Below are 23,568 nucleotides of genomic sequence, written 5' to 3' on the forward strand. Positions count from 1 at the left end.
GCCAGCAATGCGAGTGTATACCATTGCCGTCTATGTGTTCCTATACGCACCCATCGCAATCATCGCGCTTTTTAGTTTCAACGCGGGCCGACATGCCAGCGACTTCCAAGGCTTTTCGGCACAATGGTATGGGCGTGCGTTGAGCAACCCCTTCGTAATGGACGCATTGGAGACCAGCCTGATCGTGGCATTCATCACCGCGAGTCTGGCCAGTATCCTAGGCACACTGGCGGCGGTCGGCCTACAGGGTCTACGTGGACCGGCGCGTGCCGTTTTCGACGCACTGATCTACATAGCGGTGATGATCCCAGGTATCGTGATCGGCATCGCGACCTTGATTGCTCTGGTTACCGTCTTCGATGTGATGAACCCCTGGATCGAAAGCCTGTGGGGTGATGCGGACGGCGCCCCGACACTTTCCATGGGCAAGGGATCGCTGATCGCGGCGCACACGATGTTTACGATGGCGCTGGTCGTCATCATTGTGCGCGCGCGGCTGGGCACATTGGAAAGATCACTTGGCGAAGCGTCCGCCGACCTCTACGCCACACCGCTTGGCACCTTCCGCCAGGTGACGCTGCCGCTGATCGCGCCTGCGGTGCTGGCAGGGTTTTTGCTTAGCTTCACATTCAGTTTTGACGATTTCATCATCGCCTTCTTCGTCGCCGGTTCGGAAACTACCCTACCAATCTACATTTTCTCGTCTATCCGACGCGGCGTGACTCCCGAAATCAACGCCATTGGCACGATGGTGATGCTTGCCTCGCTTGTCCTGCTGATCGCGGCACAGCTTATTTTGCGAAGGGGAGATCGCAAGTGAAAGGACATGTCGCATGCTTCTGAAAGACAAGGTCGTCTTTGTCACCGGCGCCGCTTCCGGCATTGGTGCCGCAGGTGCGATTGCCATGGCGCGCGAGGGGGCGGATGTGACGCTGGCCGACATCGACGCCGACGCGGTGACATCGGTGGCAAACCGAATTAACGCCGAGGGTGGCATCGCCCATGCTATCGCGCTGGATGTTGGCGATGACAACGATTTGACGACTGCGATCGACAACTGCGCGGCGCGATACGGTCGTTTGGACGTACTGCACTCGCATCCAGGTCTCCAAATCGCGGGCACGCTGGAACAGGTCTCAGTAGATGACATGGACGCGTCCTGGCGACTAAATGTGCGATCTCACTTCGTCGCTGCCAAGGCTGCAATGGCATACATGAAACCGGCGCTGCGCGGCTCGATCATCATCACTGCATCCGGATCGGGTGTGCAGTACGACCGTGAGATGATCGCCTATGCCACGACCAAGCACGCGGCCGTGGCGATGGCGCGGCAAATCGCCAAGGACTTCGGCAAAGACAACGTGAGGGTGAACGCGCTTTGCCCTGGCTTCATCGACACGCCGTTCAACCGGGGCTTTGAGATCCAGATGGGCGGGCGCGACAAATTGGAATACTATATAGCAGACGAGATCCCGATGGGTCGCTTCGGCACGGTCGGAGAAATGGCGGATGCGATCGTCTACCTCGCGTCTGATCGTTCGACATTCATGACGGGACACGCCCTTGTCATCGACGGCGGTGAATGCTTGTGAAGAAGGTCTCCACTGGAAGTCGCGCGCCGCGTGCCATTGTGGGACTTTGCCGCTGGGCTCCGTGCTTTTCGAGGAAGAGTCAATCGATGTCTGCTTTGGGGAAACTGCGATGCAGCGTCGTTCATGATAATAGATGACCGCTGTGAGCCGCATATACCATGGTCATCGCCTTCATTCTCGTAGGCCTGTGGAACGACCGTTCACTCTCCCTTAATCTTTGTCTCAATTCGCAGGCCATGCGCGCTGCGGTTCGGAAAGCCCTCCCAATAGGTATGGACCTGCGTCGGGCGGCCTGCATCGTCCAAATCCCAAATACCATCGGCGGCAGTCGGAACCAGATCAAAATATGCGGTCCGGTCCTCACGTTTGAGATGCTGATCTAGAAATGCGGTTACAAAATGCTGGCTGATGTTGTTCATCCGAACATTGTCCCAAACCGCATCGGCGTAGTGCTCGAATGGAGCCCAGCCTAGCGTTTCCGACACGGAATAGCCCTCAACTGGTGAGGGCATCGGTGCGCCTGCATTGTGGTTCGCGTTCTCGAAAGTCAGCAGGTGACGTGTCGTATTCACGGTCCCGTCGAAGATGCCACGGATCGCATCGTAAACACTGACGTCGTCGACCTCGCCAGCGATCAGCATCAGCGGGACGCCGACACCAGCGAACCCGCTTTCATCCCAGAAGCCGGCGTTGTTGCCCCAAGGCCCGAAAGCAACGAAAGCTTTGACACGGTCATCCGAGAGCTCAGCATGGCTTTGAGTTCCCATCATGTTGCGTTCAAGCAGCCCCTGTGGTGCACCCCATTCGTACTCGGTGCTGGCCTGAGTGACGCCTGCACCGGCATAGATTAGAGCGCCATAGCCACCCATCGAGTAGCCCACGATGGCGGCGTTCTGAGCGTCCATGATCGCGCCCAGATCATCCTCAAGCGCGGCAAGCTGGTCAATCACAAACCGCTGGTCCCAAGGCCGGTTTACCAAAGTTGACCCAAATGCCGCCTGATCCGAATAAGTGCTGTCGGTGTGATCGATACTGGCCACTACATAGCCTTTGCTGGCGATGTTTTCTGAGAGCGGTGACATCAGCCAACGGTTTCCCGGATATCCGTGGCTCACGATGACCAGCGGATAGAAACCGTCTGCGACCTGTGCATTCCGTACCGCGCGGCCGGTCAACTTCACTGCCGTTTCGCCGTCACGCAGCACCGTGTCATAACTGCCGCCCGGCTTTGTTCCGTCGGCTGCGGGATACCAGATCTCAACGGTAAGAGGACGGTTGTAGCGTGCGATCTCCCCGTCCGCACCAGTGTTGACAACATCGGCTTGATCAGGATTGGTAAAGGTCATCTCGCGGACACCAACAGGGTAGCCGCCATAAGCCGCCAGATCCGGCGCATCGGGACGGATCACGTCAATCCGGTTTTCAGCCTGTACGGGCAAGGCCAACAGTGCGAAAGCGACGCCTGTGACAGCAGTTTTATAGGGCTTCATTGGGTTCTCCTTATGGATGCCAGAGCTTAGCGCAAATCGCGTCATAGGCGACACGCAATTTGAAAACACGAAGGAGGCGCTCGTCTGAGAACTCATCCCATGAAAAAATGATCGGGTGCCGACTTAAAGCGCGAATGTCCGGTCTTGGGAAAGTTGCACTACGGCGTCGAACGGGAAGACATATGGTTGGTTTGGGCCATGCACTGAGGGTTTTTCAAAGCCTACCCTGGCCCATTGTTTCTCCGAAAACTGCACAACATGCCACGATCTTCTGCACATCCGAGTGCCACTTTGAACACGATCAGAGATTCGGAGGCCCCATGCGCATAACCTTGCTCCACCCCCCACACACGGCTATCGGTAGTCGTGTTCCCCGCGAAAACCTACCGCCCTTCGGCCTGCTCTGCATTGGCGGGCCACTGATTGATGCGGGTCACAATGTCACCCTGATCAATGCGGACCGAGGTCCAAAGACAACTCTCGAAATTCTCTCGAGCGTTTCTCAAAGCCGACCGGACGCTGTTTTGATCGGCCACTCAGGCAGCACATCGGCGCATCCAACGGCAATCGATCTAATCCGTAGGATCAAATCTCAGCATCCGGAAGCACATATGATCTATGGCGGTGTTTATCCAACCTATCATTGGAAGGAGACGCTAGAGGAATGCCCAGAGATAACGGCGATTGTGCGAGGCGAAGGTGAGGTGACGACACCAACCCTGATAAATGCCCTTGAAAGGGGGACCGATCTGCGATGCGTCAGTGGCATCGCTTTTGGCTCCCGTTCGCCTCAGGTAACAGCACCTGCACGTATGATCGGCGATCTCAATTCACATCGTATTGGTTGGGAGCTAATCGACTTCGCCAAGTACAGCTACTGGGGTGGCCGCAGGGCAGTCATACTGCAATTTTCGCGGGGATGTCCTCATCTGTGCACCTATTGCGGGCAACGAGGTTTCTGGACCAAATGGCGGCATCGAGACCCCGTCAAATTTGCCGCCGAGATCGGGTGGTTGTACCGCACACACGGAGTAACGCTCATCAACTTGGCAGATGAGAACCCGACATCTTCGAAGAAGGCCTGGCGTGCCTTTCTCGAAGCAATGATTGTGGAGAACGTGCCTGTACAAATCATCGGTTCAACCCGGGCCGATGATATCGTGCGTGACGCAGAAACCCTACACCTCTACAAAAAAGCCGGATGCCTACGGTTCTTGCTTGGCCTTGAAGGCACCGATGAGGACATGCTGACAACACTCAAAAAGGGGGGCAGCCGTCCTAAGGATCAACAGGCCATCAAGCTATTGCGCGAGCACGGGATGATCGGTCTTTGCACCTTTGCCGTTGGCTTCGAAGAAGAATGCGATACCGATTATTGGCGATTACTGCGCCATCTTCTGCGTTACGATCCTGACCAGGTCATGTCTATATATGCAACACCACATCGATGGACCCCGTTTTTTGAGGCCGCAAAGACACGACGGATCATTGAATCCGATCTGCGGAACTGGGACTACAAACACCAAGTCATGGAAACCCCAAATGTCCCGTCATGGCGAGTATTCCTCTGGGTCAAAGCAATTGAAACGACCCTTCAACTCCGACCAAGAGCGCTTTGGCGCTGTTTCCTGCACCCTGATCCGGAGATACGGCATGCAATGCAATGGTACACACGCATGGGTCGGCGCGTGGTCTTGCGCGAACTCTGGGAGTTCTTGACGCACTGGCGCCGGCCACATTCAAACGTTTCCAGCTTTCTCGGAGAGGAGCCTTTGCCGGAGCAAGCGCTAGCCGTTGCGCGGTGAGCATGTGTTGAAGCGCATCAATCGGCATACTGATCTGCAGAGGCGTTTAGGCTCGACGGTGTAGTTTGGAGAAGCATCGGACCAGTGCTGCAAGCATATTCAGATGTTCGAACAGTTCGAAGCATCCGGAACTATCAGCTCTGAGTCGCTCTCAGAGGTGGCGCGGCAGACACAAGTACCGTATCCAGGCGTTGCATATGGAGACAACAGGACAAACTGCTGGTTCGCTGCAAATGGGCGGGAGCTCGCAATCCGGCGAAATTCTACCAATACATGTATGGGTTGTTGAACCGAAGCAATCTGTCTGGTAGATTGCGGATCTGGAAACCCTGATACAGGAGATATCGGATATGATGAATCGTCAGACCTCAATGCTTCGCGCGACGGGCGCAGTAGCCCGTTAAAGCGGTCTGACAGGTTTCCGATCTGAAGGCCGCCTCGTGAGCGGCCTTTTTTTGTGTTTTCCTCACGTGGCGGCTTTCCATCATTCATGGAGAGAACAATGCCAAGCTTATCACTATACATCCCCGTCAACCGATCGCGCGGCCTCTTGCTGCGGCTGGTGGCTATTTTCGCCCGGCGACCCGACGGAGAGCGGCCCGTTCTGCGCAGGATATCTGAGCTGCCGGATTACCTGAGAAAGGACGTCGGTCTGCCACCAGAGATTGAACGACCGCCGCCTCCGCGCCATCGGTTCCCGTTCTGAGCGGCCGACCAAGCAACGGCAGCTTGCTGCCCTTGCTCTTAACAGTCGCACAATGTCCGGCCTGCGGACCAAACCTCATGTACACGCGATCACAACACTGAACGGAAGCACTCAATCAAACGCTTGATCCACGAGGAACGTTTCTAAAAAACCACGCGGGATCAAACTTCTCAAACCCAGTACTTCACGACTGAAGCTGCAGGCAGGATGGCCATGATGCCGTTGAATAAATGCCAATCGGCGCTCAGCGACTGAGCAATGAGGCCATCAGCCAGCACCCAGATCATCAGTGACGAGCATGCCGAGAGGGCGAACACTACGGCAAGGATAGCACCGAGAGTCAGGGGGTTGCTGACCAGCTTGGAAAAGGACGATGCAGCACCCAAAGCCATTGCCCATGTCTTCGGGTTTATCAAGAGAAGTAATGCCCCACTTGCAAGATTGATTGGAGCCTCCCCAACAGCTTTTGCGGGTAAAGGCGGACCAGCCAAGACAGTCTTCGCGGCAAGCCAAAACAGATAAGCCGAACCGACTGCTTTCACTCCAAATTCCAAAAAAGGTGCGGCTTGAAGTGTTGTGCCCAGACCTGCTCCCGACACCGCCCGCAAGCGCACAAGCAATCCTCAAGATGAGGGGATGCAACGCCTATATCCAAAGCGCGCGCCGGATGCAGCGGCGAACGCCGTTGCATCCGGCGGGTGAACCGGTGGCCACCAACGCAAAAACAACAAGATTCCACAACTGGTCTGGCATCGCACTTATCGGGCAGCGGTCACTTCGATCTCAACAAGAAGATCGGGTGCCGCCAAACCGGCCGCGACTAAAGTGGTGACTGTAGGGGCACGCCCCTGGTTCCAGCGATCCTGACGAATGTTGGACAGGACAGGCAGAAATCTTGCGCCGGTTACGTAGTAGATTACACGCGGAATGTCAGCAGTCTCGAGACCCGCATCGGTGAGCAGCGCTTCGACATTGCTCATCGTCTGGTGGCATTGCCATTCGAACCCTTCAAGCGCTTCATCGTTCAGCGCCACGCCGATCTGCCCGGAGAGGCAGACCAATGTCCGAGAAGCCGTGATCTGTGTGCCGTGCACGTAGATGCCTTGATACTGTTCTGGGACAGTGCGCAGAGTGTCCGGGGCCAGCCGTGTGATCATCTGCTTTCTCCATTCTGATAGCGCGTTGAAGGCATCTGACGAATAGATGGAGGCTGCTAAAGGGACCAACAAAACGAGATGGCCTCTCATCAGCCCGATTGTTCGGAGCGCGCGCTTTCATCGACAATACTGACGATTTTCCGCCTGCGGTTCGATACGCCGATCCAACACGAAACTGCAAATGCCGTCCGGCTTTCCATCCGTTGGGCAGGTCGACCGCCATCACGGCAGAGTAATCGATTTCGATCAAAGTGGTATTTGCAACCGATATTACGTTCACCACCTTATCGCGGCGGTATTCAAAGGCTTGAACACCAAGGCTTGCCAGCCTGGCAAATGCCTGCTTGCCGGGCGTTTCGGTTGTGACCTCTCCGTCCGAGATGTTGCGAAACGCCACGTCACCCGAAAGGCAAGCTAGCATGGCCGCAACATCCTTTTGATTGTAAGCGTCGATATAGGATTGGATTACACAAGGCTGGTCGTTCATGTCATATCCCTCGTGCTACCCGAGACCCGCACTGAAGTGCCCTTCACGTCATCCAACGAGACTTTGATTTGGGATGGGCTGCCCATGTCTTCGCCCTGGCGGATTGTGAACCTGCCGTCGCGAGGGCATTGGCTGTCGCGCAGGTAACCGGCAAAGGCTGCTGCTGCAGCCCCTATTGCCGGATCCTCCAGGACACCGCCCGAAGCGAAGGCATTGCGCACTACGAAGGATTGGTTTGCCTTGATGTAAACCAGCATTACAGTCACCAGATTATGTTTGCGCATCACAACGCGCCCGTCGTCCAGATCATACTCCATTGCCGCGAGTCGCGAGCGGTCCTTAAGGGGCAGCACGATGTGATTGGCGCCTCCGTGTATATGCGCGGGCGCCAGTCGCGGATCGAGCTCCTCTGACGTTAAGTCAAAGAGCGCCATGACATTCCGGGACTCTTCCTCGGTCATTGTTCGACTTTTCGTTGGCGGCGATGATAGCGTCGCGATCATGCCATCAGGAGTAGCCCTGGCATCCACAGTGATCGTGGCGTCGCTCAACACCAGCGTATAGGTGCCGCCACCGTTTTGCTCGCCCAGTGCTGCGCCAAGGGCGATTGTGGCATGACCACAAAACGGCACCTCTGATTCCGGTGAGAAATAGCGCACCCGCCAGCTTTTGCTGCCATCATCCTGCGCAACCGCAAAGGCGGATTCCGAATACCCGACGTCGGCCGCGACGCGTGCCATTTCGACTTCGCTGACAGCGTTCTTCAACAGCACAACCCCTGCAGGGTTTCTTGCTTTTGGCGAAGCGATCACAACGCCTCATTACATTGCTTGTGCTTTTGTGCTGGGCGCAATTGCGATCACAAGAAGTAAGAAGACGCGCACCGTATGAACCGCTTGGCGATCCCTAAACTGACCCGAGGCAAGGCGGTACATCCCCCTGCCGCATATCTGACGAATCTTAAGGTCGACCCAACAAACCGGACACTCGGTCAAGTGTAACTCTGCTGCGGTCGCACCCGCTTTCCGGACATTCGCAGCAACTGCAAAGTCCCCGGCGTACTGAGCTCACACAACGCGAACTTATCGGACTTTCCCGAAACGCCGCCCAAATCACTGACGCTCATGCGCGCAATTGGCAAGTCGCCTGTCCGTGACAGTCCAAAGCCCCTTAACTTAAACGGATGTTACCTACTGGTTCTTATTGGTGCTTGTAACGGCACGCCAGTCTTCCTTTGGCGGCCTGTCTAACAGGTCTTGGGCGCGGGCCATCATGGCAACTGAGGCGGGGTCTCCGTTTCGCGCCTGGTCTGCGGTCGCGAATGCGGCAACAGCGTTTTCAAACCGCCCTGCCCGATAATGTGCAAGACCCTGTTCATAAGCCTCTATCCAGGCAAATGGTTCGTCACGCCCATCCGCCATCGCGATCAGTTCGTAGACCACCAGCTCTTCAACACGTCCAAACACGGTAAGCGTGTCCAACTCGCGGACCACGATTGCGTCAGCTGCCTGTCGCCTCGTTTCCGGCCCGATCAGGATCAGCGTTCCATAGTCCTTGTTGGCCCCTTCCAACCGGCTGGCAACGTTCACGACATCACCGATCGCGGTGTAGTTCAACCGCTGCTCTGATCCGATATTTCCGACCAGAGCCTCGCCGCTGTTCAACCCGATCCTGACGCGCAAGGGGTTGCCGGCCTCATCTTCGATTCCGGACGCGGCCACGGCAGCGACAAGGTCCAGCGCTGCGCGGCAGGCGTTTTCAGCGTGGTTAGCATCTTTACGCGGTGCCCCCCAAAACGCCATTACGGCATCGCCAATAAACTTGTCGATCGTCCCACCATTTTGAGTAATGGCCGCAGAGGCCGCGCTGAAGAAGGGCTCCATCAGCTGGACAATCTTTGGGCCAAGTTTTTCGGACAGCCCAGTGAAACCCGTAACATCGCAAAACAACACAGATATCTGCTTCATTTCTCCGCCCGGCTGTATTTTGATGCCCTCAGCAACCAGCATACGCACGAGATCGGTGGGCACGTATTTTCGGAAAGCGGACAAACCAGCGGCCATGCTCGCGGTTGCCGCAGAAAGATTGGCAAGCTCAGACAGTTTGGAGGGTCTGCGCGCAATGCGTTCGACGTCAAAGCGTTCGATTTTGCCAAGATCTTCGGCGATGCGCGCCAACGGATTTGCGACAATGCTTCGGATCAGCCAGATCGCCAGCCCGGTTGCGACCACCACCACACCGATCAAAACGTATATCAGGTCTATCAGCGTTTCATCGATGCCCGACAGAAACGCCGCTTCGGGTATGACCGTGGCAACGCGCCAGCCGTAAAACCCCAGTGGCGTCAGCGCCACCGCATAAGGCACGCCGTCGATGACGACACGTTTCGTCAACGTGCCCGGGGCATTCGCCTGGGGGTCTGCCAACAACCTTTCGCCTGAGATCATGGCAACTTCATAAAGCCTCCCTTCGCCCATGCGCGCCGGTGTAATCTCATCCGCTGCTGCGTCAGGTACCGCAATAACTTTGCCGTCAGCATTCAGTATAAATGCCGCGCCGAATTCGCCGGGAACAAGCGTGGCGAGAAAACGTGACAAACGATCCGTTTCGATTGCAACGGCCAGAACACCTTGCCGCCTTCTGTTGACGTCGATCGGACCAGCAAAGGCGTAGACGGTTTTGTCACTATCCGGAAGGTCGCGCGCTTCGATCCACCCCGCAGAGCTGAGCCCCATGAAGTTTTCAAACCAGGCATGTTCGCGCGGATCATAGGATGTTTCGGTAAAGGTCCGCTCCTCGAACTGAATGTCACCGGGGATAAAGATGTAGCGATCCTTACGCAGCATTCGGTCCCGGATTCCCTTGTCGATTTCAATCATCTCAAGCCCGCCGTCACCTAGACGGTGCGACGCGAAAAAATTGCCATCGGGCCAGCCAAAGAACATCCAAGAGATATTCGGCTGCGCCTGCAATTGTGACAGGAAAACAAACTCCCGCTTGTCGGCCTGTCGCGTCGCGATGACGTTCTGAACAAAGATTGTACGAACGGCCGCCCAGGCGGCTTCGGCCGATCTGAGCGTCACCCCCACCTCGATGCGGACAGTGTTCGCGATCTGGCCGTTGATTTCAGCCGCAAGCATGCGGCTATTGTCGCGCGCAGTCGTCCACCATAGGGAATGGACAATAAAGGTCGACACCCCGATGGACACGGCCACCAGAATTGACACAGCGATGCCCACGCTAAATCGCACTTAAATCTCCGCCAAAAAACTCATACGCTTCAGTATTGAATTGAGACTGCTAGGAGGGCAAAACTTTCTTACGCCCTATCCCGAAATCTCACGCAACTGTTAGGTAGAAGAAAAGGAATGTGTTGAAGCGAGCGCTTGAACGTGGGCTGCTGAAGCTGACCTTTGCGACTTTTCCAGACTCGGCGCGCAGGTGAACGTGCGGCCCATTCCCGACATCCAGTAGCCAACCGAGATGCTGCGGGCAAAGCCCGCTTTGCGGTCGTTCGCTGCGAAAGCAAAATCTGCATCGCGCTCGAAGTCGGGAGCGGATTAAAACGCCATTTCGCCACGGGTGCAAAAAAGAGGCCGCCATATTGACTTTTATGTGCCCGTATCGAGTTCGTTCTTTTGTTGACTTAACCGCTCCCAAACACTGACTACTCGGTGTAAGACAGTTTCGTCATTGACGCCCCGTGGACGTCGCCTAGGCTGGAGCAGTTTTGGACGCGTGGTCTGTTCGCTATGGCACCGTAAACTTAACTAGCGCAGGTTAGCGAATTCCACTGACCTTGCGGTTAATCCACTGAGACCTGTGCAAGTTCACGCCAGGTTTGCACAGCAAGAGACCGCATTTCCCGAAAGCCGGCTGATGTCATTTCGTGGCGGGGCAGTTGATGATCGGATCATTACATTCTCAGTTCAGCCGCCCATAAAACGTCATACGGGCCGCCTCGGAAAGTTCGATACCAGGCTCTGCATTATAGGCCAGCACGGCCAGAATGCGCGTCAGGTCCCCGTCGTTCGGTGCCACCCGATGTATCGAATTGCGACCACGGAAGAGCACCAGTGTCCCGGCTTCAACAGAGACGGATTCTACTGGTATTTTTTCGTCCAGGATTTCGTCAACCTTCTCGAATCCCATCTCACCTACATCGGCATCGCGAACAGCATTGACGTACTCGAATGTTCCGCCCTTTTCTGGCGCCTGCACCATCAGCGTGATCGCAAAAGACGAATTGTCGAAGTGCCAGCCAAGCTCTTCCCCCTTCTCTGCAAAGTGTAGGTTGATAGAGGACAGCGGGTCGGCATATTCGTGCATTGCCTCTTCGCCCAGGACATCGCACAAAAAGCTGCGAAAAACCGGGGCGTTGTAGAGCGTGCGCAGGGTCGAATTCTGCGGCATCAGGTCGTCGGTGATGCACCCCTTGGATGAAGTCACAAGTCGGTTGCGCGCGTGATCATCAGGGAAACTCTCATCCTTGTCGGTCAGATAGACATTGTGCTGCTTAGTGGACTTGAAGACTTTCTCCTTGTTGGCAAGGCCTTCATCCCGGACCGCATCAATTGCTTGCTTCTGAACAAAGCCAGGCATCAGGAAAACGCCCGTATCGTCGAACTCTTTCTTACAGGCTACCCGAAAATCCGCGTCGTCAATTGGAAAGGTGTTCAAGTCGATAATGTCGCGCAGTTCCATAGGTCTCTCCTGAATTCGCGTCCCAAAAATTTAGCGGTCTGCAGATCTACCCGAGGCCAGCGTTTTTTTGAGTGTCTCATCATCCATGACAGTATCTCTCAACTGATGCTCAATTAGCCTTTCAATGGCGTTGCGATTTAAGCCAATACGCACCGTTGATGGTCCCCATCAAACCCCACGCTTTCGGCTGAGCAAACCATACTTGACGGCCCATGAGCGAAACGATCGTCGTCTGCGTTTGTCTTGCTTCATCGTCCGCTTCGACTGTACGCCGCCCTTACGGTTGAATTCGAACACGTCGATAATCCGCTCAGCGCAGCCACAGGCTTCGCCCATGCCAACCTTGGCGAAATAGAACTTTTCGAAACTTTCCGGGTTTTGCATGGTGATCCTCCTGCACTTTGCACTCTGTTGGAAGATAGGTTTCAAATCAACTCTTCGGGATTTGCCTCGACCCACGGGTAGCTCCGACCGCATCAGTCGCATTGAAATGGGAATGAAAGCACTTAACTCGGTGACATGATAGTCCTCATCGCACTTTCCATCTTATGCGGCATCGTCTGCGCCTATATCGCCAACACCAAGGGCTTAAGCGTCGGACTGCACACGGCCTTTGGCGTAATGTTGGGTCCAATTGGGATAGTTATCACACTGATGTGCAGCAGAACCAAACGTGGCCAAGTCTAATCTGAAAATGCGGTAGGACCTGAAGGCAGGCGGCCCGGGGAGGATCGGGCCGCCATTCTCAAGAAGCAGTTTAGCCGTTGTCTGGCGGCAGTATGCCCGCTTCTTGCGCAATCTGAATCTCACTCTGATCCAGAGAACCATCTCCATTGGCGTCCATTGCCGTAAAGGTATCGGCATCAACGTCTGGCGCAACAACCTGCACCTCTTCAATGGTCAAAACGCCATCTCCATTGGTGTCCGCAGATTGCGCGGCGGCCAGTGTGGGCAATCCAAACGCGACAGTTGCAAGTGCGGTGATATATTTAGGTTTCATTGCATTGGCTCCTAAGTAAAAGCTGAGTGGTTGTGTCCGGACAGGCACCAGAAACACCCAGACGCATCGGGCGTCACCCATGTGGAGTGTGCAGGACGATTTTGCGCCAATCTCCGCGTGTTTGTGAGAGTCGCGCCTGCAAACACCTGCTCGGCAAAATTCCCCCACTGCGACTAGGCGGTTAGTATCCGAGCCAAAACATGTCGCACGGCAAGGCTCCGCTGAGAATCCGCAGACTCGAAATGCGGGACTGTGATGGAGTTGAAAAGTGTTAGGTGGCCCATTAGTGCCCGAACCGCATAAATTCGCCTGCCGGGTATATCTGGGGGCTCGACGATGAAATGATGGTTTCGACTAGAATACAACCGTTTGGAATGCGGAAGTTCCACTATTTCCAACCTGCGGAGTAAGCTTTCCGAGTTTGAACAGATAGTGTCAAAAGTGGATTTTTAGTCGGTTTTTTGGTACCGTTGTTCCATTATTTTAGGAGGTGTTTTTAATGGCTAGCGACTTCTCACTCGAAATCGAATTTTCTGGCGGACTTTCAGTGACGCAACAGGCAGCCTTTACGTCTGCTCGCGACCGGTGGCGCGAAATAATCGTCGGAGCTCTGACGCCTGTCGTCGTAGACGGACAACAAATTGATGGATTGGTAATCGAAGCGCAAGGAATATTCATTGACGGTCCGAGTGGCGTTCTTGGTCAGGCGGGTCCAACCATTCTTCGAGATGACAATGACCTTCCAGCAAGAGGGTTGATGTCATTTGATACGGGCGACTTGGCCGAGATGGAGACCAATGGCGGTCTGACGGATGTAATCCTGCACGAAATGGGCCATGTGCTGGGCATCGGCACGCTGTGGAGTTCTGACTTCTTCGACTTTATCGAAGGATCTGGCGGGGATGATCCAGTCTATACAGGCCCCAACGCTTCTCGCGAATATGGCGACTTGCTCGGACAAGGAACCGCAACGAAAGTACCGATTGCAAACACCGGCGGCCCGGGAACACGCGAGGGCCATTGGCGTGAAAAGACATTCGCCCATGAATTGATGACAGGATTCTTGTCGGGAGCAACGCGACCGCTTAGTCGCATGACCATCGGGACATTGGAAGATATGGGGTATGAGGTCGATTATAGTCAGGCAGATCCGTACGCATTGCCCGATTCAAACCTCTTGGCGATGATTGCTTTGACAGCTCCCACGATTCCATGTTGCCAGGTAATTCGCACGAAACCTGTTCGATTGTCGGAATGGGAGAATGGTTAATTGCGTAAGACCCTGCTTGTATCAACTCTGGTGGGGCTAATGTCGTCTCCGATACAATCCGACGAATTGACGCGAATTCTCACTTGGACTGTCGAAAGTGCCAACAGTAGTCGTTCCGTGGCGATTTCAGAGAACGGAAATATGGAGAGGACTTTTAATGATGCGTCAGTTTCTTCACGGGCTTTGACTTCTGAAGAAACTGATAGGGTCTTTGCTGCCGCAGAGGAACTGATAGTCGCATTTCCAAGCCTTCTAAAGTTTCAAGGACCGGAGATTTCTGAAGCATCGGGGCTGCGTAATCTAGGTGCAAGTAGGCAGTCCGAACCTATTAGAACTACGCTTACGTTAACGAACGGGGAAATAGAGGTTATAGCTACATTTCACAATTACCCAGCCCTGATAGCGCTGACAAAGGACGCTCAACACTCAAACGCGCTTCGTCAGGCAAATCACGTGCTGGGGCGACTACTAGTCGACTGACAACCTCGCCCCAATTTGATTTGTGCCCTGCCACACATGGAGTGGGCGGTGTTCTTCTATCCAGATGTCTGCGCGGTCTGACATATCGTGTACCTTTTCCCGAAACCGCCTTTGATATTGCTAAGGTTTTCCGGGTTAACTAATGCACGCTTCAAGCTTCACCTCCAGCGCAATCAACCGATTACGTTCAGCCCGAAGCGTTGTGTTTGCTTCCGAGATACGCCTGCCGCCCTCGGCGGTCTTTGCGCCGGTAGACAAACCACCGTCCAGGCGACATCGGGAACGCCCTGTAATGGGGGCGTCAAGGCATACGCGTCCTTTGTTCTGGCTTCGTAGACATTGGTATCGCTTGTCATGTTGTACCTCCTATCTGGACGAGGGCAGGGGAGTAGGCGAGGATTTGCAGCAAGTCATCAAGGGTCGCAGGGCGCACCGTCCCGACTACCTGAGCCTGCGTTACCTCTTCCTCTCAGCCTTTTACTTCTCGTGCTTCCATTGTCATCCTGCCTCTCACTGCGAGGTATTTTAACACCTCATATCGAGAAAGGAACATTAGCGGAACACTTGGATGCATAAGCCACGATCCAAAGCGGTTTTCATCAGTGATACCTACCTATCTTGAAGTGGAGAAGGGTTTGCAGATGTTTGGAATACGCCGCTATTTCCCGATAATAATCGGGTTTGTTGCTCTGGTTCTCGCCACATCCGTGCAAGCTAGGACCTATATTCGTGACGCCGACACTATTGTTGTCGACGGAACCCCGGTCTGATTGAACGGGGCGGATGCGCCAGAACTGGACACACGATCCGGCCAGGATGCCAACCTTGGATGGTCAATTATCTGCGCGGCAAATCCATTGCCTGCGCCTGAACGGCGAACGTACGCGTGACCGTTGGTTAGGGGTGTGTTATGCCGATGGAGATGACGTGGAGGCGGCCGTAATCGCTGCTAGGCAATCGGAATGCGGAATTCCTGACCTGGAAAAATCACATTCGGATCATCAACAAGGTGTGCGTTGGCGCGTTGGATAACGGACACTTGGCCTGGATTACCGTAATGCGCAGTTGAGATTGAACTCAACGTGTCACCCGGCGCGACAGTGTAGTTCCGATAGCCAACATAGTCGGTCAGAATGCGTGGCCCGTAAAACACCGGAACATGGACAGTAGGGACCACACCTTCACCACCACCACTGTCGTCAGTCACCGTCACAAAAAGACGATCAAGCTGGAAATTAGGATTGGCCGGTATCTCTACTTTGGCTTGAAACTGTCGCAGTGCGATTGCTCCAGCTGAGGCCGCGCCGCTAAACTCGACGTGCCCTTCGCTGACAGAAATCGAAAGATGACCTTCGAAGCCAACAGCATTTCCTGCAATCATGATTGTGCTGCCGACAATATCAAAGGGTTTCGGCTGGAGAATCTCGATATTCATAATTGAGCTCCTTACAGTTAAATAGGAAACTCATACCCCAAATCGTCCCAGCGACCAAATCCGTCGGGTGATATCAGACACATCTTTTGGGGAACACGGACTTTCGAAGGTCAACAATCAGGAGCGGTGAGAGATGAATCCGAAAGTCGGCTCGGTCCAGAACCTCACGAGTGACAACGATAACCAAACCAAGCGGCGTCGAGAGATAGACAATATGGTTTTGTCAGTCGTGCGCACGGAGTTGGCCAATCGTCGAACGTTGCTGGCTTACGTGAAAACCGCGTTAGGCCTGGCTATCGCGGGGCTCGGTTTGCTGCATTTTTATGAAGCACAGTCGATGCAAGTCGGCATCGGGCTTTTGGCATTTCTGGTTTCGGGCTTGGTGTTAGTTTTAGGCGGCCTGGATTATCTGCGTACAAAGCGTTTGATTGAAGCGGAAAAGCGTGACTCGGGTGTTGCCTGACACGACTTGCGATATCGTTGGAATGCGTCACCTGACTACAGCGCGCCGACTCTCAAGCTTCACCAATAAGGAGCGGTGGAAAACCCAGGGCTGGTGGTGCACCCTTAAGGCTCGCAACCAGATAAGAGGTCTCAGTATGCCCCAGTACAACGATATGTTCGAACTATCCGTCGAGGATATAGACATTATCGAAGACTCGCTTCGCCGCGCCTTGAATTCGCTAACCCATGAGCCGCCCAACGAAGATGATGTGGGAAAAGCTGAAAGGGAAGAGTATCGACACCGAATTAACGAGCTTCTTGGCCGACTTCACGACCAGAAGATTTTCTACCGACCAAAAACCGGAGTCTATGTTGGCGGATAAGAGGACTCAGCGACCAAAGCACGTCCAGCCGACAATACTGCCCAGATCCCACACGACGCCTACCACAATCTGAACACCGGAACCGGCGCAGGATATCGTGAAAGGCGACTTGCGGTCCTAGTGGTCGGGCTCTTTTGTTTGGAATAGTGAACTATGCTAGTCTTCTGACATTGATTTAGGAGTTAGCGAGATGCCTTATAAGTGCAGCTATTGTGGCGCTGTATATCGAGACGCCATACCCTATGGACAATGCAATTGCGAACACCCTGATGTTCACTATTTTGAAGAGAATGAACCAAAAGGTACTCAAAAACCAGACAACCCGAAAAAACCCGAGTCATCTTGGGTAGCGGTTATCGTTATCGCGATAGTGCTGGTCGTTCTTTTGACAACTTTCGAATGACCTAGCCCTTACAATAGGCTTTTGGGTGACAATTCGTGAAATTCAAGGCGCTTTAAGGATTAGTGATCCTGCGGAAAACCCGTTTGCATCATTACTCTATCTGGCACCGAAGAACTTGAGTTCTATGATTTCATTCCTGATGGCGAATCTGAACAGCCCCACTTGAGTGGTTGAGATTGAATGTTAGTGCATGATCAGCCTGGGTTCCATCGGGACGATGGTTTCCGGGGCCCAACGGCGGTAGTCCCAGCGCAGCGTCGGAATCTCGCTCAGGCGGCATCCGGTGTAAATCAGCAACAAGAGGGCCGACTCCGCGTAGACCGTCTCTGTGCCGCCTTCCAGCGCCGCGCCAAGCCGTACTTGTTCCGAGTCCGAGAGATAGCGCGTCTTTTCTGCTTCGTGGAGTTTCCTGATCCGACGGGCTGGGTTAGATCCCGGTTGCCGCGATCCCCAATCATCGGCCGGATCGAACAACTTCGACAACATGACCGCCGCACGGTTGGCCTGATACGGTGTTTCGCGCAATCCGTGATGAAATGCCAACATGTCGGCGCGGGTCACTTCGGCAATTGGGATATACGGAGTCGAGGTGGTGTTCCGTTGACGCCAATATAGCTGTCCTTTGTTTTGTTCGAAATTGGAGAACTCCCGTACTGAGCAGGTTTAACAAAACCGCCATATTCCGGACACGGGTCGCGTCTAATCAAAAAATTGCGACGCGCCCAGATGGGTTTGCGATTTCCATGAGGGGGTACGAGTTCGGCGCGTCGCACCGCTACCTCCCCGTTAGAAACTCGCCTGTCTTTTATCGACAGGTGAAATTTGGCTGACTGGGCCTCCTGGCTTTGAATGACTTTGAGAGCTGCAGGGACTCTACACAGGCAAAACTGACAACACTTTGAGCGCAATCGCGGTTTTCGAACGCTTTTTGTTAGAAGCACCTGGGCGACCTTCCAAGAGAACAAACTTCTAAAAACGTTTATGCTGTGTGAACGGCGTCACTGATAAGCTCGTCAAAACCTTTCATGTTGAATGTATTAACGAGTTAGCGCTTATGTTGTGTTTCAAGCGCGAAATTTAATTCTCCCCATGGATCGGGCGCGCTGGTGGTGGCGCGCCCTTTTTCATTCTTAAATGAAGATGCACGGCCCTTTATATCTCCATGACTGTTTCCGCGGGTCATGGTTTTAGAGAATTGACTGCTCATGCCGTAAGTTTGAAATTCAACAAGGGGCTATGTGCGGGCGAGTTTCATGGGATTCGCTGATTGAAAGCTCCTGATCATCGGATTTTTTTCAGCAACTGAATTTGACGTAACGTCGCAAAAACCAGTCTCTTTGTTGAGGTAGTTGACGTAAACGTAAGCTTTTCCTCTTTTTTTTGACTGGCTAGTCAAAAAGTGACGCAAAACCACGATTTCTTCCCCCTTACGACAGGCGGCGTTCCTCCTACATGGGCCATGTCGCTGCGGACCAAGGGAACCACTCACGAAATTCCTTGAGCCCACTCTCCCTCGGGGTTCGGATCAGGTCCGCAGCGACAGCGCCGTGAAGCTTAACTGTTGTTGGAGTCGACTATGCCGATGAAGTCATTTTTGAGCTACCTGATGGACAACAAGGTCGTCCGGGTTTCAACCTCCGACGAGTCCCTTCAGGGCAATTCGGTATTCGAGGACGGCAAACAAGCGCTTGAGAAGGCCGAGGTCGAGATGCTGTTCCAGAACATTCTGAAGGAAAAGCAAAACGATCTGCTGACCGATCGTAAATAACAACCGCCCACGTCCGCAGGCTAGACGCCCAAATCTAGCAGTGAGCCAAGGGAGTTTGGCGGCATTTCGCGATGCTGGTCGAGTGCCACGGGCTACTTCTTTTCGAAGAACAAGATGACCTCACCCAGCCGAACCCCAAAGCGTGAGACATAGGCGCGATTAAGAAGGCGGTCATCCTCCAACAGCCACATCCAGTCGTCGAACTTTACACGCATGGTGCCGTCCTTGATGGGCAGGTCGATTTTGTATTTCCAGTTAAAGGTATCCCCGCGTTCGATCCCGCTGGCGGTTCCCAACACACCGGGGGCCGTCCCGGTCCAGGTGTCATCGCCGGTTTTGGTCAGAGTCCAGATGCGTTGTTCGGTTGCGCCATCATCGTAAACGAAATCTTCCACCAACGTCAGGGTCTCGCCATCCCATGTGCCGTCGATATCTACCGTGAAGCGCCGTGGAACGTTCCCTAGAATATCCTGAAACTGACCATAGGCGACGGTTTTGCCTTCAAAGAACTCTTCAAGATTCAGTTGCCGGTCTGACAGAAAGGTTTTTGGCACGCGCGGCTTGCTTGAGCACGCGGCCAATAAAGCCAGGCTGGCGACAGCGACAAAGGCAACAAAAGACCGATAGGATGTCATTGCAGTGGCTTTCCCTCGGATGCGGAATCATACCCATTCGTGCCGTTTACATAAACGTGTTTGGTTCTTGGGGCCGGGCGCATGGTGGCCACCAGTTCCGCAACCTTGATGCCGAACTTTCGCATCTCTGAGCGGTTCATGATCGCTCCGTTCTCGGTCAGATACATCCAGTCAGTGACATCCAGCGTGTGCCCTCCAGCATCTTCGGGCAAAATGATCTTGTAGGTGAGTTTGACAGTCGAGCCGGAGATGGTGCCTTTTCCTTCGCCCACGATATCGTCTGCGGTGGCGATGAAACTGTTGCCGGTGCCCATGGTCAGGTACCACTTGCGCGTCATCTGTTTCCCGTTCGAATAGGTGAAATACTCAGACAGCGTGCCTGAGTTTCCCGTCCATTCGCCAACCATACGCGCGACGAAGCTGTTCGACATTTTACCGTTGGGACCATAGATCAGGCCTTCGGACAGGATTTCCCCGTTCAGATTGTCTCTCAGTGAAAACACCGGCCCGGTGCCAGTGTAATCCGACGGCGATTGGGCGCGAAAGCTAAGCAGGCGGCTTCTTACGATGTTTGCGACAAGAAGCGTCAACAGGGTGATGGCGATGGCGTTCATTTGCTTGTGACCTCTGTGGGCAGTGTCAAAACCATACCGAAAGCTCCGAGTTTCAGGATGCAGGGCAGGACCGCGTAGGCGAGGTTGAGTGTATTCAGCGCCTGCGCGGAATTGGTTTGACCAGGATTGAAACCGCTGCGCTCCAGCAGCGGCAGGGTGAAAAAGGCAGCCAGAGCGAGGCCCAGCTTGCCTGCGAATGACCAGATGCCAAACGCGGCGGATGCATTCAGACCTGCGCGGGTCAGAACGACCGAGAACATGGCGGGCAGCACCACCATATCGGCCCCAAGGGCCGCGCCCGATGCCAGGCAGATCACGGCAAACCCGGCAAGGTTTCCTGCCGATAAGGTTGCTGCACCGATGAAGCCTGCGATCGATAGGGGCATCGCGATCATCAGAGTTCGTTTCGGACCAATTCGGTTGCTGAGCTTTGCCCAGAGCGGAACGCTGGCACCGGCACTGAGGAAAAACAGGATGAGCAACGGACCCGCCTTGCCGGGCAGCTGTAACCGATCTTCGACAAAGAACAGAAACAGCGTAGACGTGATCGCCACAGGCAGGCTGTTGACCAGCGCAAGTGCCAACAACCGCAACCCACCGGCTTGACCAAGGCCTGAGAAGGACAGGCCTTGTCCCGTGATTGGAGTGCGGCGCCACATCGGCAGCGTCAGGATCATGGTCAAAATTGCGAGCAACCCCAAAAACATACCAAATGCAGGATACCCCTGCGCTTGCGCTCCAAGGGCAAAAAACAGGGCCGGGGCGCTGGCGGCGATGACAACGCCAGTGAGTTGTCCTCCCTCACGGAACGCGGCCAGCGTCATCAGCTCTTTCGGGTCGGTGCTTTTGGCAAGCGTCGCACTGCGCCCATAAAGCAGGATGGTTCCAAGGCTGTAGGCCGAAAACAACAGTACGAGTATGGCGATCAGGGCTGTCACACTTGCGCCTTCTGGCAGGGAAAACAGCAAGGGAAACCCGATCGCCAAACCAATTGCGGCCAGTGAGGCAAACAGAATCTGTCCGCCCGGCCATCGGTCAATGGCCCAGCCGATCAGCGGATCCTGCACCAAGTCCACCAGTCTGATCACCAGCAGAACGGTTCCGATCACCCCCAGGCTGATGCCCAGATTGACCGCGGCAAATCGCGGCAAATGGATATAAAGCGGGATACCCGCTGCTGCGAGCATCAGCGCATACAGGCTGACACGGGGATACAGCATCATTGCCCCTTCAATTGCCGCGTAAAGCTTGCGGATCGCGTATTGTCGCCAAGAAAGATAGACATGAAAGCGCGCTTGATGCCCGGATAGGATAGCGTGCAGGTCTTGGTCCCGTTTCGCCAGAACCCGACCTTGTCAGGACCCTGCGACACAGCAAGATAAGTGTCGCCTTTGCTGACCGCCTGAAAGCACTGTTCCAACTGGCTTTGAACGGGCGCGCCGTTGCCTTGCCGATCCATTTCTTCAAGCGTCGATTCAACCAGCGCCTTTTGCTTCAGATTCTTGCGATAGGTCAGTAGCAGACCGAAATCCTGATTCCAGCTGAAGGGCGCGCCCTGAGGCGTGTAAAGTTTGGCGTCATAAAGCGGCAGGCCCAGAAACCGAAAAGTTGCATCGCCACGCAATTGGGCATTGTTCAACACGTCTGTCACCGTTGAGGCCGCCAGCCCGCCCGGGGCCAGCAACACAAGCGCAAGCAGCGCGGTACGCCAGCTTCGGTTATTCGGCCGCAACAGGGATGGCCGGATCTTTTTCGAGAATGCCATTGTCAGCTCCGATGGTTTGCGGGGCGCCATTCAAGCGGTCGACGACGTGCATCGCACTGGCTATCCCGTCTTCGTGGAACCCGTGCCGGTTATAAGCTCCGGCGAACCAGGTTCGGTTTTGTCCCTGCATTTCACGGATTTGCCCTTGTGCCTTCAGGGCCGCCTTGTCGAACACCGGATGGGCGAATTCGACCTGATCATATATTTTGTCTGCGGGAATCTCCGACGTCGCGTTCAGGGACACAAACAGCGGATCGCTGTCCGGGATGTTCTGAAGGCGGTTCATCCAATATGTCACACTCACGTTTCCGCCTTGCGACCGATAGGTCCAACTGGACCAGCACCCGCGCCGTTTGGGCATCTGCGACGGGTCGCAATGCAAAACGGCCGAGTTCGGCTGATACCGGATTGCGCCAAGCGCGGCGGCCTCGTCGGCGGTCGCGTTTTCACCCAGAATGGCCAGTGATTGGTCGGAATGAGTGGCCAGAATGATCTCGTCGAACTGATCAGACTGTCCCTGACTGGTGACCGTCACGCCAGTTTCGTCGCGTCGAACGTTTTCAACTGGGCTGGCCAACCGGATATCGCAACCCCGGGTGCGCAGGGCGGCATCGACCCGGCGGACATATTCGATACTGCCGCCTTTGACCGTCCACCATTGGTGCTGACTGGCCCGGCCGCTGGCCAGCAGTGCGTGATTGCGGAAGAACTGCACCAGCGAGCGGGCAGGGAACTGGTCTACGAACTCGGTCGGAGTGGACCAGATCGCGCCGCACATGGGCATCAGGTAGTTGTGGCGGAACCAATGACCGAGGCGGAGCTGATCAACCAGTTCGCCAATCGTGGTGTCATCGTCCTTGGCGGCCTCGGGCGCTTCTTTGCCAAAGCGCAGGATGTCCGCGATCATCTTGTAGTAGGCGGGTCGCACCAGATTGCGTTTTTGCGCTGTCAGGGTGCGTAACGTATTCAGCCCGTATTCAATGCGACCGTTATCGATTGTTGCGCCAAAGCTCATCTCGCTTTTGGTGACCGGGACGTTCAGTTCTTCGAACAGCTTTGTAAGATAGGGATAGGTCGCATAGTTGAAAACGATGAACCCGGTATCCACCGGCTGGTCCCCGTTTTTACCAGCCATCACTGTGCGGGCATGTCCGCCCAGCCTGGATTCAGCTTCGAATAGAGTGATATCGTGGTCTTCTGATAAATAGTAAGCTGCGGAAAGACCTGAAATGCCTGCACCTACAACCGCGATTTTTTTGCGTACGCCCCGTGTCTCGTCGAACATATGATCCTCTTTGTGCGACTTTTTACAAAAGGATACGTAGCAGATCTGGTGCTGGATCAATCAGGTTAGATTATTTTCCCAAGTGCTCTAGGTTATGATGTCTTGCCGGATTTTCATGCGCATCCACGTGATCCAGCTGTATTCC

At 54.6% G+C, this 23,568-nt stretch carries 24 protein-coding genes and 1 pseudogene; 8 read left to right on the forward strand and 17 right to left on the reverse strand.

The window, feature by feature from the left end:
* Positions 1–7 precede the first annotated feature (7 nt).
* Together Q1B21_RS10870 and Q1B21_RS10875 are read left to right on the forward strand one after the other, a co-directional pair.
* A complete protein-coding gene (locus Q1B21_RS10870; RefSeq protein ID WP_299889279.1) occupies positions 8–820 on the forward strand; it encodes an ABC transporter permease in 813 nt (270 codons plus the stop codon).
* 13 nt (positions 821–833) lie between these two features.
* Positions 834–1,592: an SDR family oxidoreductase gene (locus tag Q1B21_RS10875; RefSeq protein WP_299889281.1), complete on the forward strand. Its 759-nt coding sequence runs from the start codon at positions 834–836 to the stop codon at positions 1,590–1,592.
* 200 nt (positions 1,593–1,792) lie between these two features.
* Here the strand turns inward: Q1B21_RS10875 and Q1B21_RS10880 are convergent, their stop codons facing one another.
* On the reverse strand, positions 1,793–3,082 hold the full coding sequence (locus tag Q1B21_RS10880) for an alpha/beta fold hydrolase (protein WP_299889283.1): 1,290 nt from the start codon (positions 3,080–3,082) through the stop codon (positions 1,793–1,795).
* Positions 3,083–3,402: 320 nt separating this feature from the next.
* Here Q1B21_RS10880 and bchE point away from each other — a divergent pair, with 320 nt between their 5' ends.
* Both bchE and Q1B21_RS10890 read left to right on the forward strand, forming a co-directional pair.
* A complete protein-coding gene (gene bchE, locus Q1B21_RS10885; RefSeq protein ID WP_299889285.1) occupies positions 3,403–4,887 on the forward strand; it encodes a magnesium-protoporphyrin IX monomethyl ester anaerobic oxidative cyclase in 1,485 nt (494 codons plus the stop codon).
* Between the two features lie 502 nt (positions 4,888–5,389).
* Complete coding sequence (locus Q1B21_RS10890) at positions 5,390–5,593, forward strand: hypothetical protein (protein WP_299889287.1); 204 nt, start codon at positions 5,390–5,392, stop codon at positions 5,591–5,593.
* Positions 5,594–5,763: 170 nt separating this feature from the next.
* Here Q1B21_RS10890 and Q1B21_RS10895 read toward each other — a convergent pair whose 3' ends face one another.
* The 8 genes and pseudogenes from Q1B21_RS10895 to Q1B21_RS10925 form a co-directional block, all read right to left on the reverse strand.
* The gene (locus Q1B21_RS10895) at positions 5,764–6,135 is read right to left on the reverse strand and encodes a hypothetical protein (RefSeq protein WP_299889289.1); all 372 of its coding nucleotides are present in this window, start codon (positions 6,133–6,135) and stop codon (positions 5,764–5,766) included.
* A 216-nt stretch (positions 6,136–6,351) separates the two neighbouring features.
* Positions 6,352–6,750, reverse strand: a complete 399-nt coding sequence (locus Q1B21_RS10900) for a RidA family protein (RefSeq protein ID WP_299889291.1) — start codon at positions 6,748–6,750, stop codon at positions 6,352–6,354.
* 148 nt (positions 6,751–6,898) lie between these two features.
* Positions 6,899–7,237, reverse strand: a pseudogene (locus tag Q1B21_RS22370) (nuclear transport factor 2 family protein); the annotation flags it as partial.
* Complete coding sequence (locus Q1B21_RS10905; protein WP_299889294.1) at positions 7,234–8,010, reverse strand: PhzF family phenazine biosynthesis protein; 777 nt, start codon at positions 8,008–8,010, stop codon at positions 7,234–7,236. The pseudogene Q1B21_RS22370 and the gene Q1B21_RS10905, both read right to left, overlap by 4 nt.
* Positions 8,011–8,427: 417 nt before the next feature.
* A complete protein-coding gene (locus Q1B21_RS10910; RefSeq protein WP_299889296.1) occupies positions 8,428–10,488 on the reverse strand; it encodes an adenylate/guanylate cyclase domain-containing protein in 2,061 nt (686 codons plus the stop codon).
* A 673-nt stretch (positions 10,489–11,161) separates the two neighbouring features.
* Positions 11,162–11,941, reverse strand: coding sequence for a 2OG-Fe(II) oxygenase (locus tag Q1B21_RS10915; protein ID WP_299889298.1), 780 nt, complete (start codon positions 11,939–11,941; stop codon positions 11,162–11,164).
* Between the two features lie 168 nt (positions 11,942–12,109).
* Positions 12,110–12,325 (reverse strand): hypothetical protein, encoded by a 216-nt coding sequence (locus tag Q1B21_RS10920; protein ID WP_298934092.1) that lies wholly within the window; start codon positions 12,323–12,325, stop codon positions 12,110–12,112.
* 373 nt (positions 12,326–12,698) lie between these two features.
* A complete protein-coding gene (locus Q1B21_RS10925; RefSeq protein WP_298934094.1) occupies positions 12,699–12,941 on the reverse strand; it encodes a hypothetical protein in 243 nt (80 codons plus the stop codon).
* 499 nt (positions 12,942–13,440) lie between these two features.
* Here Q1B21_RS10925 and Q1B21_RS10930 point away from each other — a divergent pair, with 499 nt between their 5' ends.
* Positions 13,441–14,211 carry a leishmanolysin-related zinc metalloendopeptidase gene (locus Q1B21_RS10930; protein ID WP_299889300.1) on the forward strand — a complete coding sequence of 257 codons (771 nt, stop codon included), beginning with the start codon at positions 13,441–13,443 and terminating at the stop codon, positions 14,209–14,211.
* Between the two features lie 615 nt (positions 14,212–14,826).
* Here Q1B21_RS10930 and Q1B21_RS10935 read toward each other — a convergent pair.
* Both Q1B21_RS10935 and Q1B21_RS10940 read right to left on the reverse strand, forming a co-directional pair.
* The gene (locus Q1B21_RS10935) at positions 14,827–14,985 is read right to left on the reverse strand and encodes an HGGxSTG domain-containing protein (RefSeq protein WP_366525407.1); all 159 of its coding nucleotides are present in this window, start codon (positions 14,983–14,985) and stop codon (positions 14,827–14,829) included.
* Between the two features lie 655 nt (positions 14,986–15,640).
* On the reverse strand, positions 15,641–16,126 hold the full coding sequence (locus Q1B21_RS10940; RefSeq protein ID WP_299889304.1) for a LysM peptidoglycan-binding domain-containing protein: 486 nt from the start codon (positions 16,124–16,126) through the stop codon (positions 15,641–15,643).
* Between the two features lie 133 nt (positions 16,127–16,259).
* Here Q1B21_RS10940 and Q1B21_RS10945 point away from each other — a divergent pair, with 133 nt between their 5' ends.
* Together Q1B21_RS10945 and Q1B21_RS10950 are read left to right on the forward strand one after the other, a co-directional pair.
* Positions 16,260–16,589, forward strand: a complete 330-nt coding sequence (locus Q1B21_RS10945) for a DUF202 domain-containing protein (RefSeq protein WP_299889306.1) — start codon at positions 16,260–16,262, stop codon at positions 16,587–16,589.
* Positions 16,590–16,725: 136 nt separating this feature from the next.
* On the forward strand, positions 16,726–16,953 hold the full coding sequence (locus Q1B21_RS10950; RefSeq protein WP_299889308.1) for a hypothetical protein: 228 nt from the start codon (positions 16,726–16,728) through the stop codon (positions 16,951–16,953).
* Positions 16,954–17,539: 586 nt separating this feature from the next.
* On the opposite strand, the gene Q1B21_RS10955 is transcribed toward Q1B21_RS10950, so the two are convergent.
* Entirely contained in the window at positions 17,540–17,902 is a 363-nt protein-coding gene (locus Q1B21_RS10955) for a hypothetical protein (protein ID WP_299889310.1), read from the reverse strand.
* A 1,030-nt stretch (positions 17,903–18,932) separates the two neighbouring features.
* Here Q1B21_RS10955 and Q1B21_RS10960 point away from each other — a divergent pair.
* Positions 18,933–19,124 (forward strand): hypothetical protein, encoded by a 192-nt coding sequence (locus Q1B21_RS10960; RefSeq protein ID WP_298934149.1) that lies wholly within the window; start codon positions 18,933–18,935, stop codon positions 19,122–19,124.
* A gap of 92 nt (positions 19,125–19,216) precedes the next feature.
* Here Q1B21_RS10960 and Q1B21_RS10965 read toward each other — a convergent pair whose 3' ends face one another.
* From Q1B21_RS10965 to Q1B21_RS10985, 5 genes are read right to left on the reverse strand one after another with little or no spacing between them, the layout of a single operon-like run.
* Positions 19,217–19,759: a DUF3833 domain-containing protein gene (locus tag Q1B21_RS10965; protein WP_299889312.1), complete on the reverse strand. Its 543-nt coding sequence runs from the start codon at positions 19,757–19,759 to the stop codon at positions 19,217–19,219.
* Positions 19,756–20,373: a DUF3833 domain-containing protein gene (locus Q1B21_RS10970; RefSeq protein ID WP_299889315.1), complete on the reverse strand. Its 618-nt coding sequence runs from the start codon at positions 20,371–20,373 to the stop codon at positions 19,756–19,758. The genes Q1B21_RS10965 and Q1B21_RS10970 overlap by 4 nt, the downstream gene beginning before the upstream one ends.
* On the reverse strand, positions 20,370–21,593 hold the full coding sequence (locus Q1B21_RS10975; RefSeq protein WP_299889721.1) for an MFS transporter: 1,224 nt from the start codon (positions 21,591–21,593) through the stop codon (positions 20,370–20,372). The genes Q1B21_RS10970 and Q1B21_RS10975 overlap by 4 nt, the downstream gene beginning before the upstream one ends.
* Positions 21,593–22,138, reverse strand: coding sequence for a hypothetical protein (locus Q1B21_RS10980; protein ID WP_299889317.1), 546 nt, complete (start codon positions 22,136–22,138; stop codon positions 21,593–21,595). Before Q1B21_RS10980 ends, Q1B21_RS10975 begins: the two co-directional genes overlap by 1 nt.
* A complete protein-coding gene (locus Q1B21_RS10985) occupies positions 22,092–23,423 on the reverse strand; it encodes an NAD(P)/FAD-dependent oxidoreductase (protein WP_299889319.1) in 1,332 nt (443 codons plus the stop codon). The genes Q1B21_RS10980 and Q1B21_RS10985 overlap by 47 nt, the downstream gene beginning before the upstream one ends.
* Positions 23,424–23,568 lie beyond the last annotated feature (145 nt).

Source organism: uncultured Ruegeria sp., from assembly GCF_947504215.1.
Taxonomy (GTDB): Bacteria; Pseudomonadota; Alphaproteobacteria; order Rhodobacterales; family Rhodobacteraceae; genus Ruegeria.

Coding starts and splice junctions, on each gene's coding strand:
- Q1B21_RS10870 (WP_299889279.1), top strand. CDS start 8: ATGCGAGTGTATACCATTGCCGTCTATGTGTTCCTATACGCACCCATC.
- Q1B21_RS10875 (WP_299889281.1), top strand. CDS start 834: ATGCTTCTGAAAGACAAGGTCGTCTTTGTCACCGGCGCCGCTTCCGGC.
- Q1B21_RS10880 (WP_299889283.1), bottom strand. CDS start 3,082: ATGAAGCCCTATAAAACTGCTGTCACAGGCGTCGCTTTCGCACTGTTG.
- bchE (WP_299889285.1), top strand. CDS start 3,403: ATGCGCATAACCTTGCTCCACCCCCCACACACGGCTATCGGTAGTCGT.
- Q1B21_RS10890 (WP_299889287.1), top strand. CDS start 5,390: ATGCCAAGCTTATCACTATACATCCCCGTCAACCGATCGCGCGGCCTC.
- Q1B21_RS10900 (WP_299889291.1), bottom strand. CDS start 6,750: ATGATCACACGGCTGGCCCCGGACACTCTGCGCACTGTCCCAGAACAG.
- Q1B21_RS10915 (WP_299889298.1), bottom strand. CDS start 11,941: ATGGAACTGCGCGACATTATCGACTTGAACACCTTTCCAATTGACGAC.
- Q1B21_RS10920 (WP_298934092.1), bottom strand. CDS start 12,325: ATGCAAAACCCGGAAAGTTTCGAAAAGTTCTATTTCGCCAAGGTTGGC.
- Q1B21_RS10925 (WP_298934094.1), bottom strand. CDS start 12,941: ATGAAACCTAAATATATCACCGCACTTGCAACTGTCGCGTTTGGATTG.
- Q1B21_RS10930 (WP_299889300.1), top strand. CDS start 13,441: ATGGCTAGCGACTTCTCACTCGAAATCGAATTTTCTGGCGGACTTTCA.
- Q1B21_RS10940 (WP_299889304.1), bottom strand. CDS start 16,126: ATGAATATCGAGATTCTCCAGCCGAAACCCTTTGATATTGTCGGCAGC.
- Q1B21_RS10945 (WP_299889306.1), top strand. CDS start 16,260: ATGAATCCGAAAGTCGGCTCGGTCCAGAACCTCACGAGTGACAACGAT.
- Q1B21_RS10950 (WP_299889308.1), top strand. CDS start 16,726: ATGCCCCAGTACAACGATATGTTCGAACTATCCGTCGAGGATATAGAC.
- Q1B21_RS10955 (WP_299889310.1), bottom strand. CDS start 17,902: ATGTTGGCATTTCATCACGGATTGCGCGAAACACCGTATCAGGCCAAC.
- Q1B21_RS10960 (WP_298934149.1), top strand. CDS start 18,933: ATGCCGATGAAGTCATTTTTGAGCTACCTGATGGACAACAAGGTCGTC.
- Q1B21_RS10965 (WP_299889312.1), bottom strand. CDS start 19,759: ATGACATCCTATCGGTCTTTTGTTGCCTTTGTCGCTGTCGCCAGCCTG.
- Q1B21_RS10970 (WP_299889315.1), bottom strand. CDS start 20,373: ATGAACGCCATCGCCATCACCCTGTTGACGCTTCTTGTCGCAAACATC.
- Q1B21_RS10975 (WP_299889721.1), bottom strand. CDS start 21,593: ATGCTGTATCCCCGTGTCAGCCTGTATGCGCTGATGCTCGCAGCAGCG.
- Q1B21_RS10980 (WP_299889317.1), bottom strand. CDS start 22,138: ATGGCATTCTCGAAAAAGATCCGGCCATCCCTGTTGCGGCCGAATAAC.
- Q1B21_RS10985 (WP_299889319.1), bottom strand. CDS start 23,423: ATGTTCGACGAGACACGGGGCGTACGCAAAAAAATCGCGGTTGTAGGT.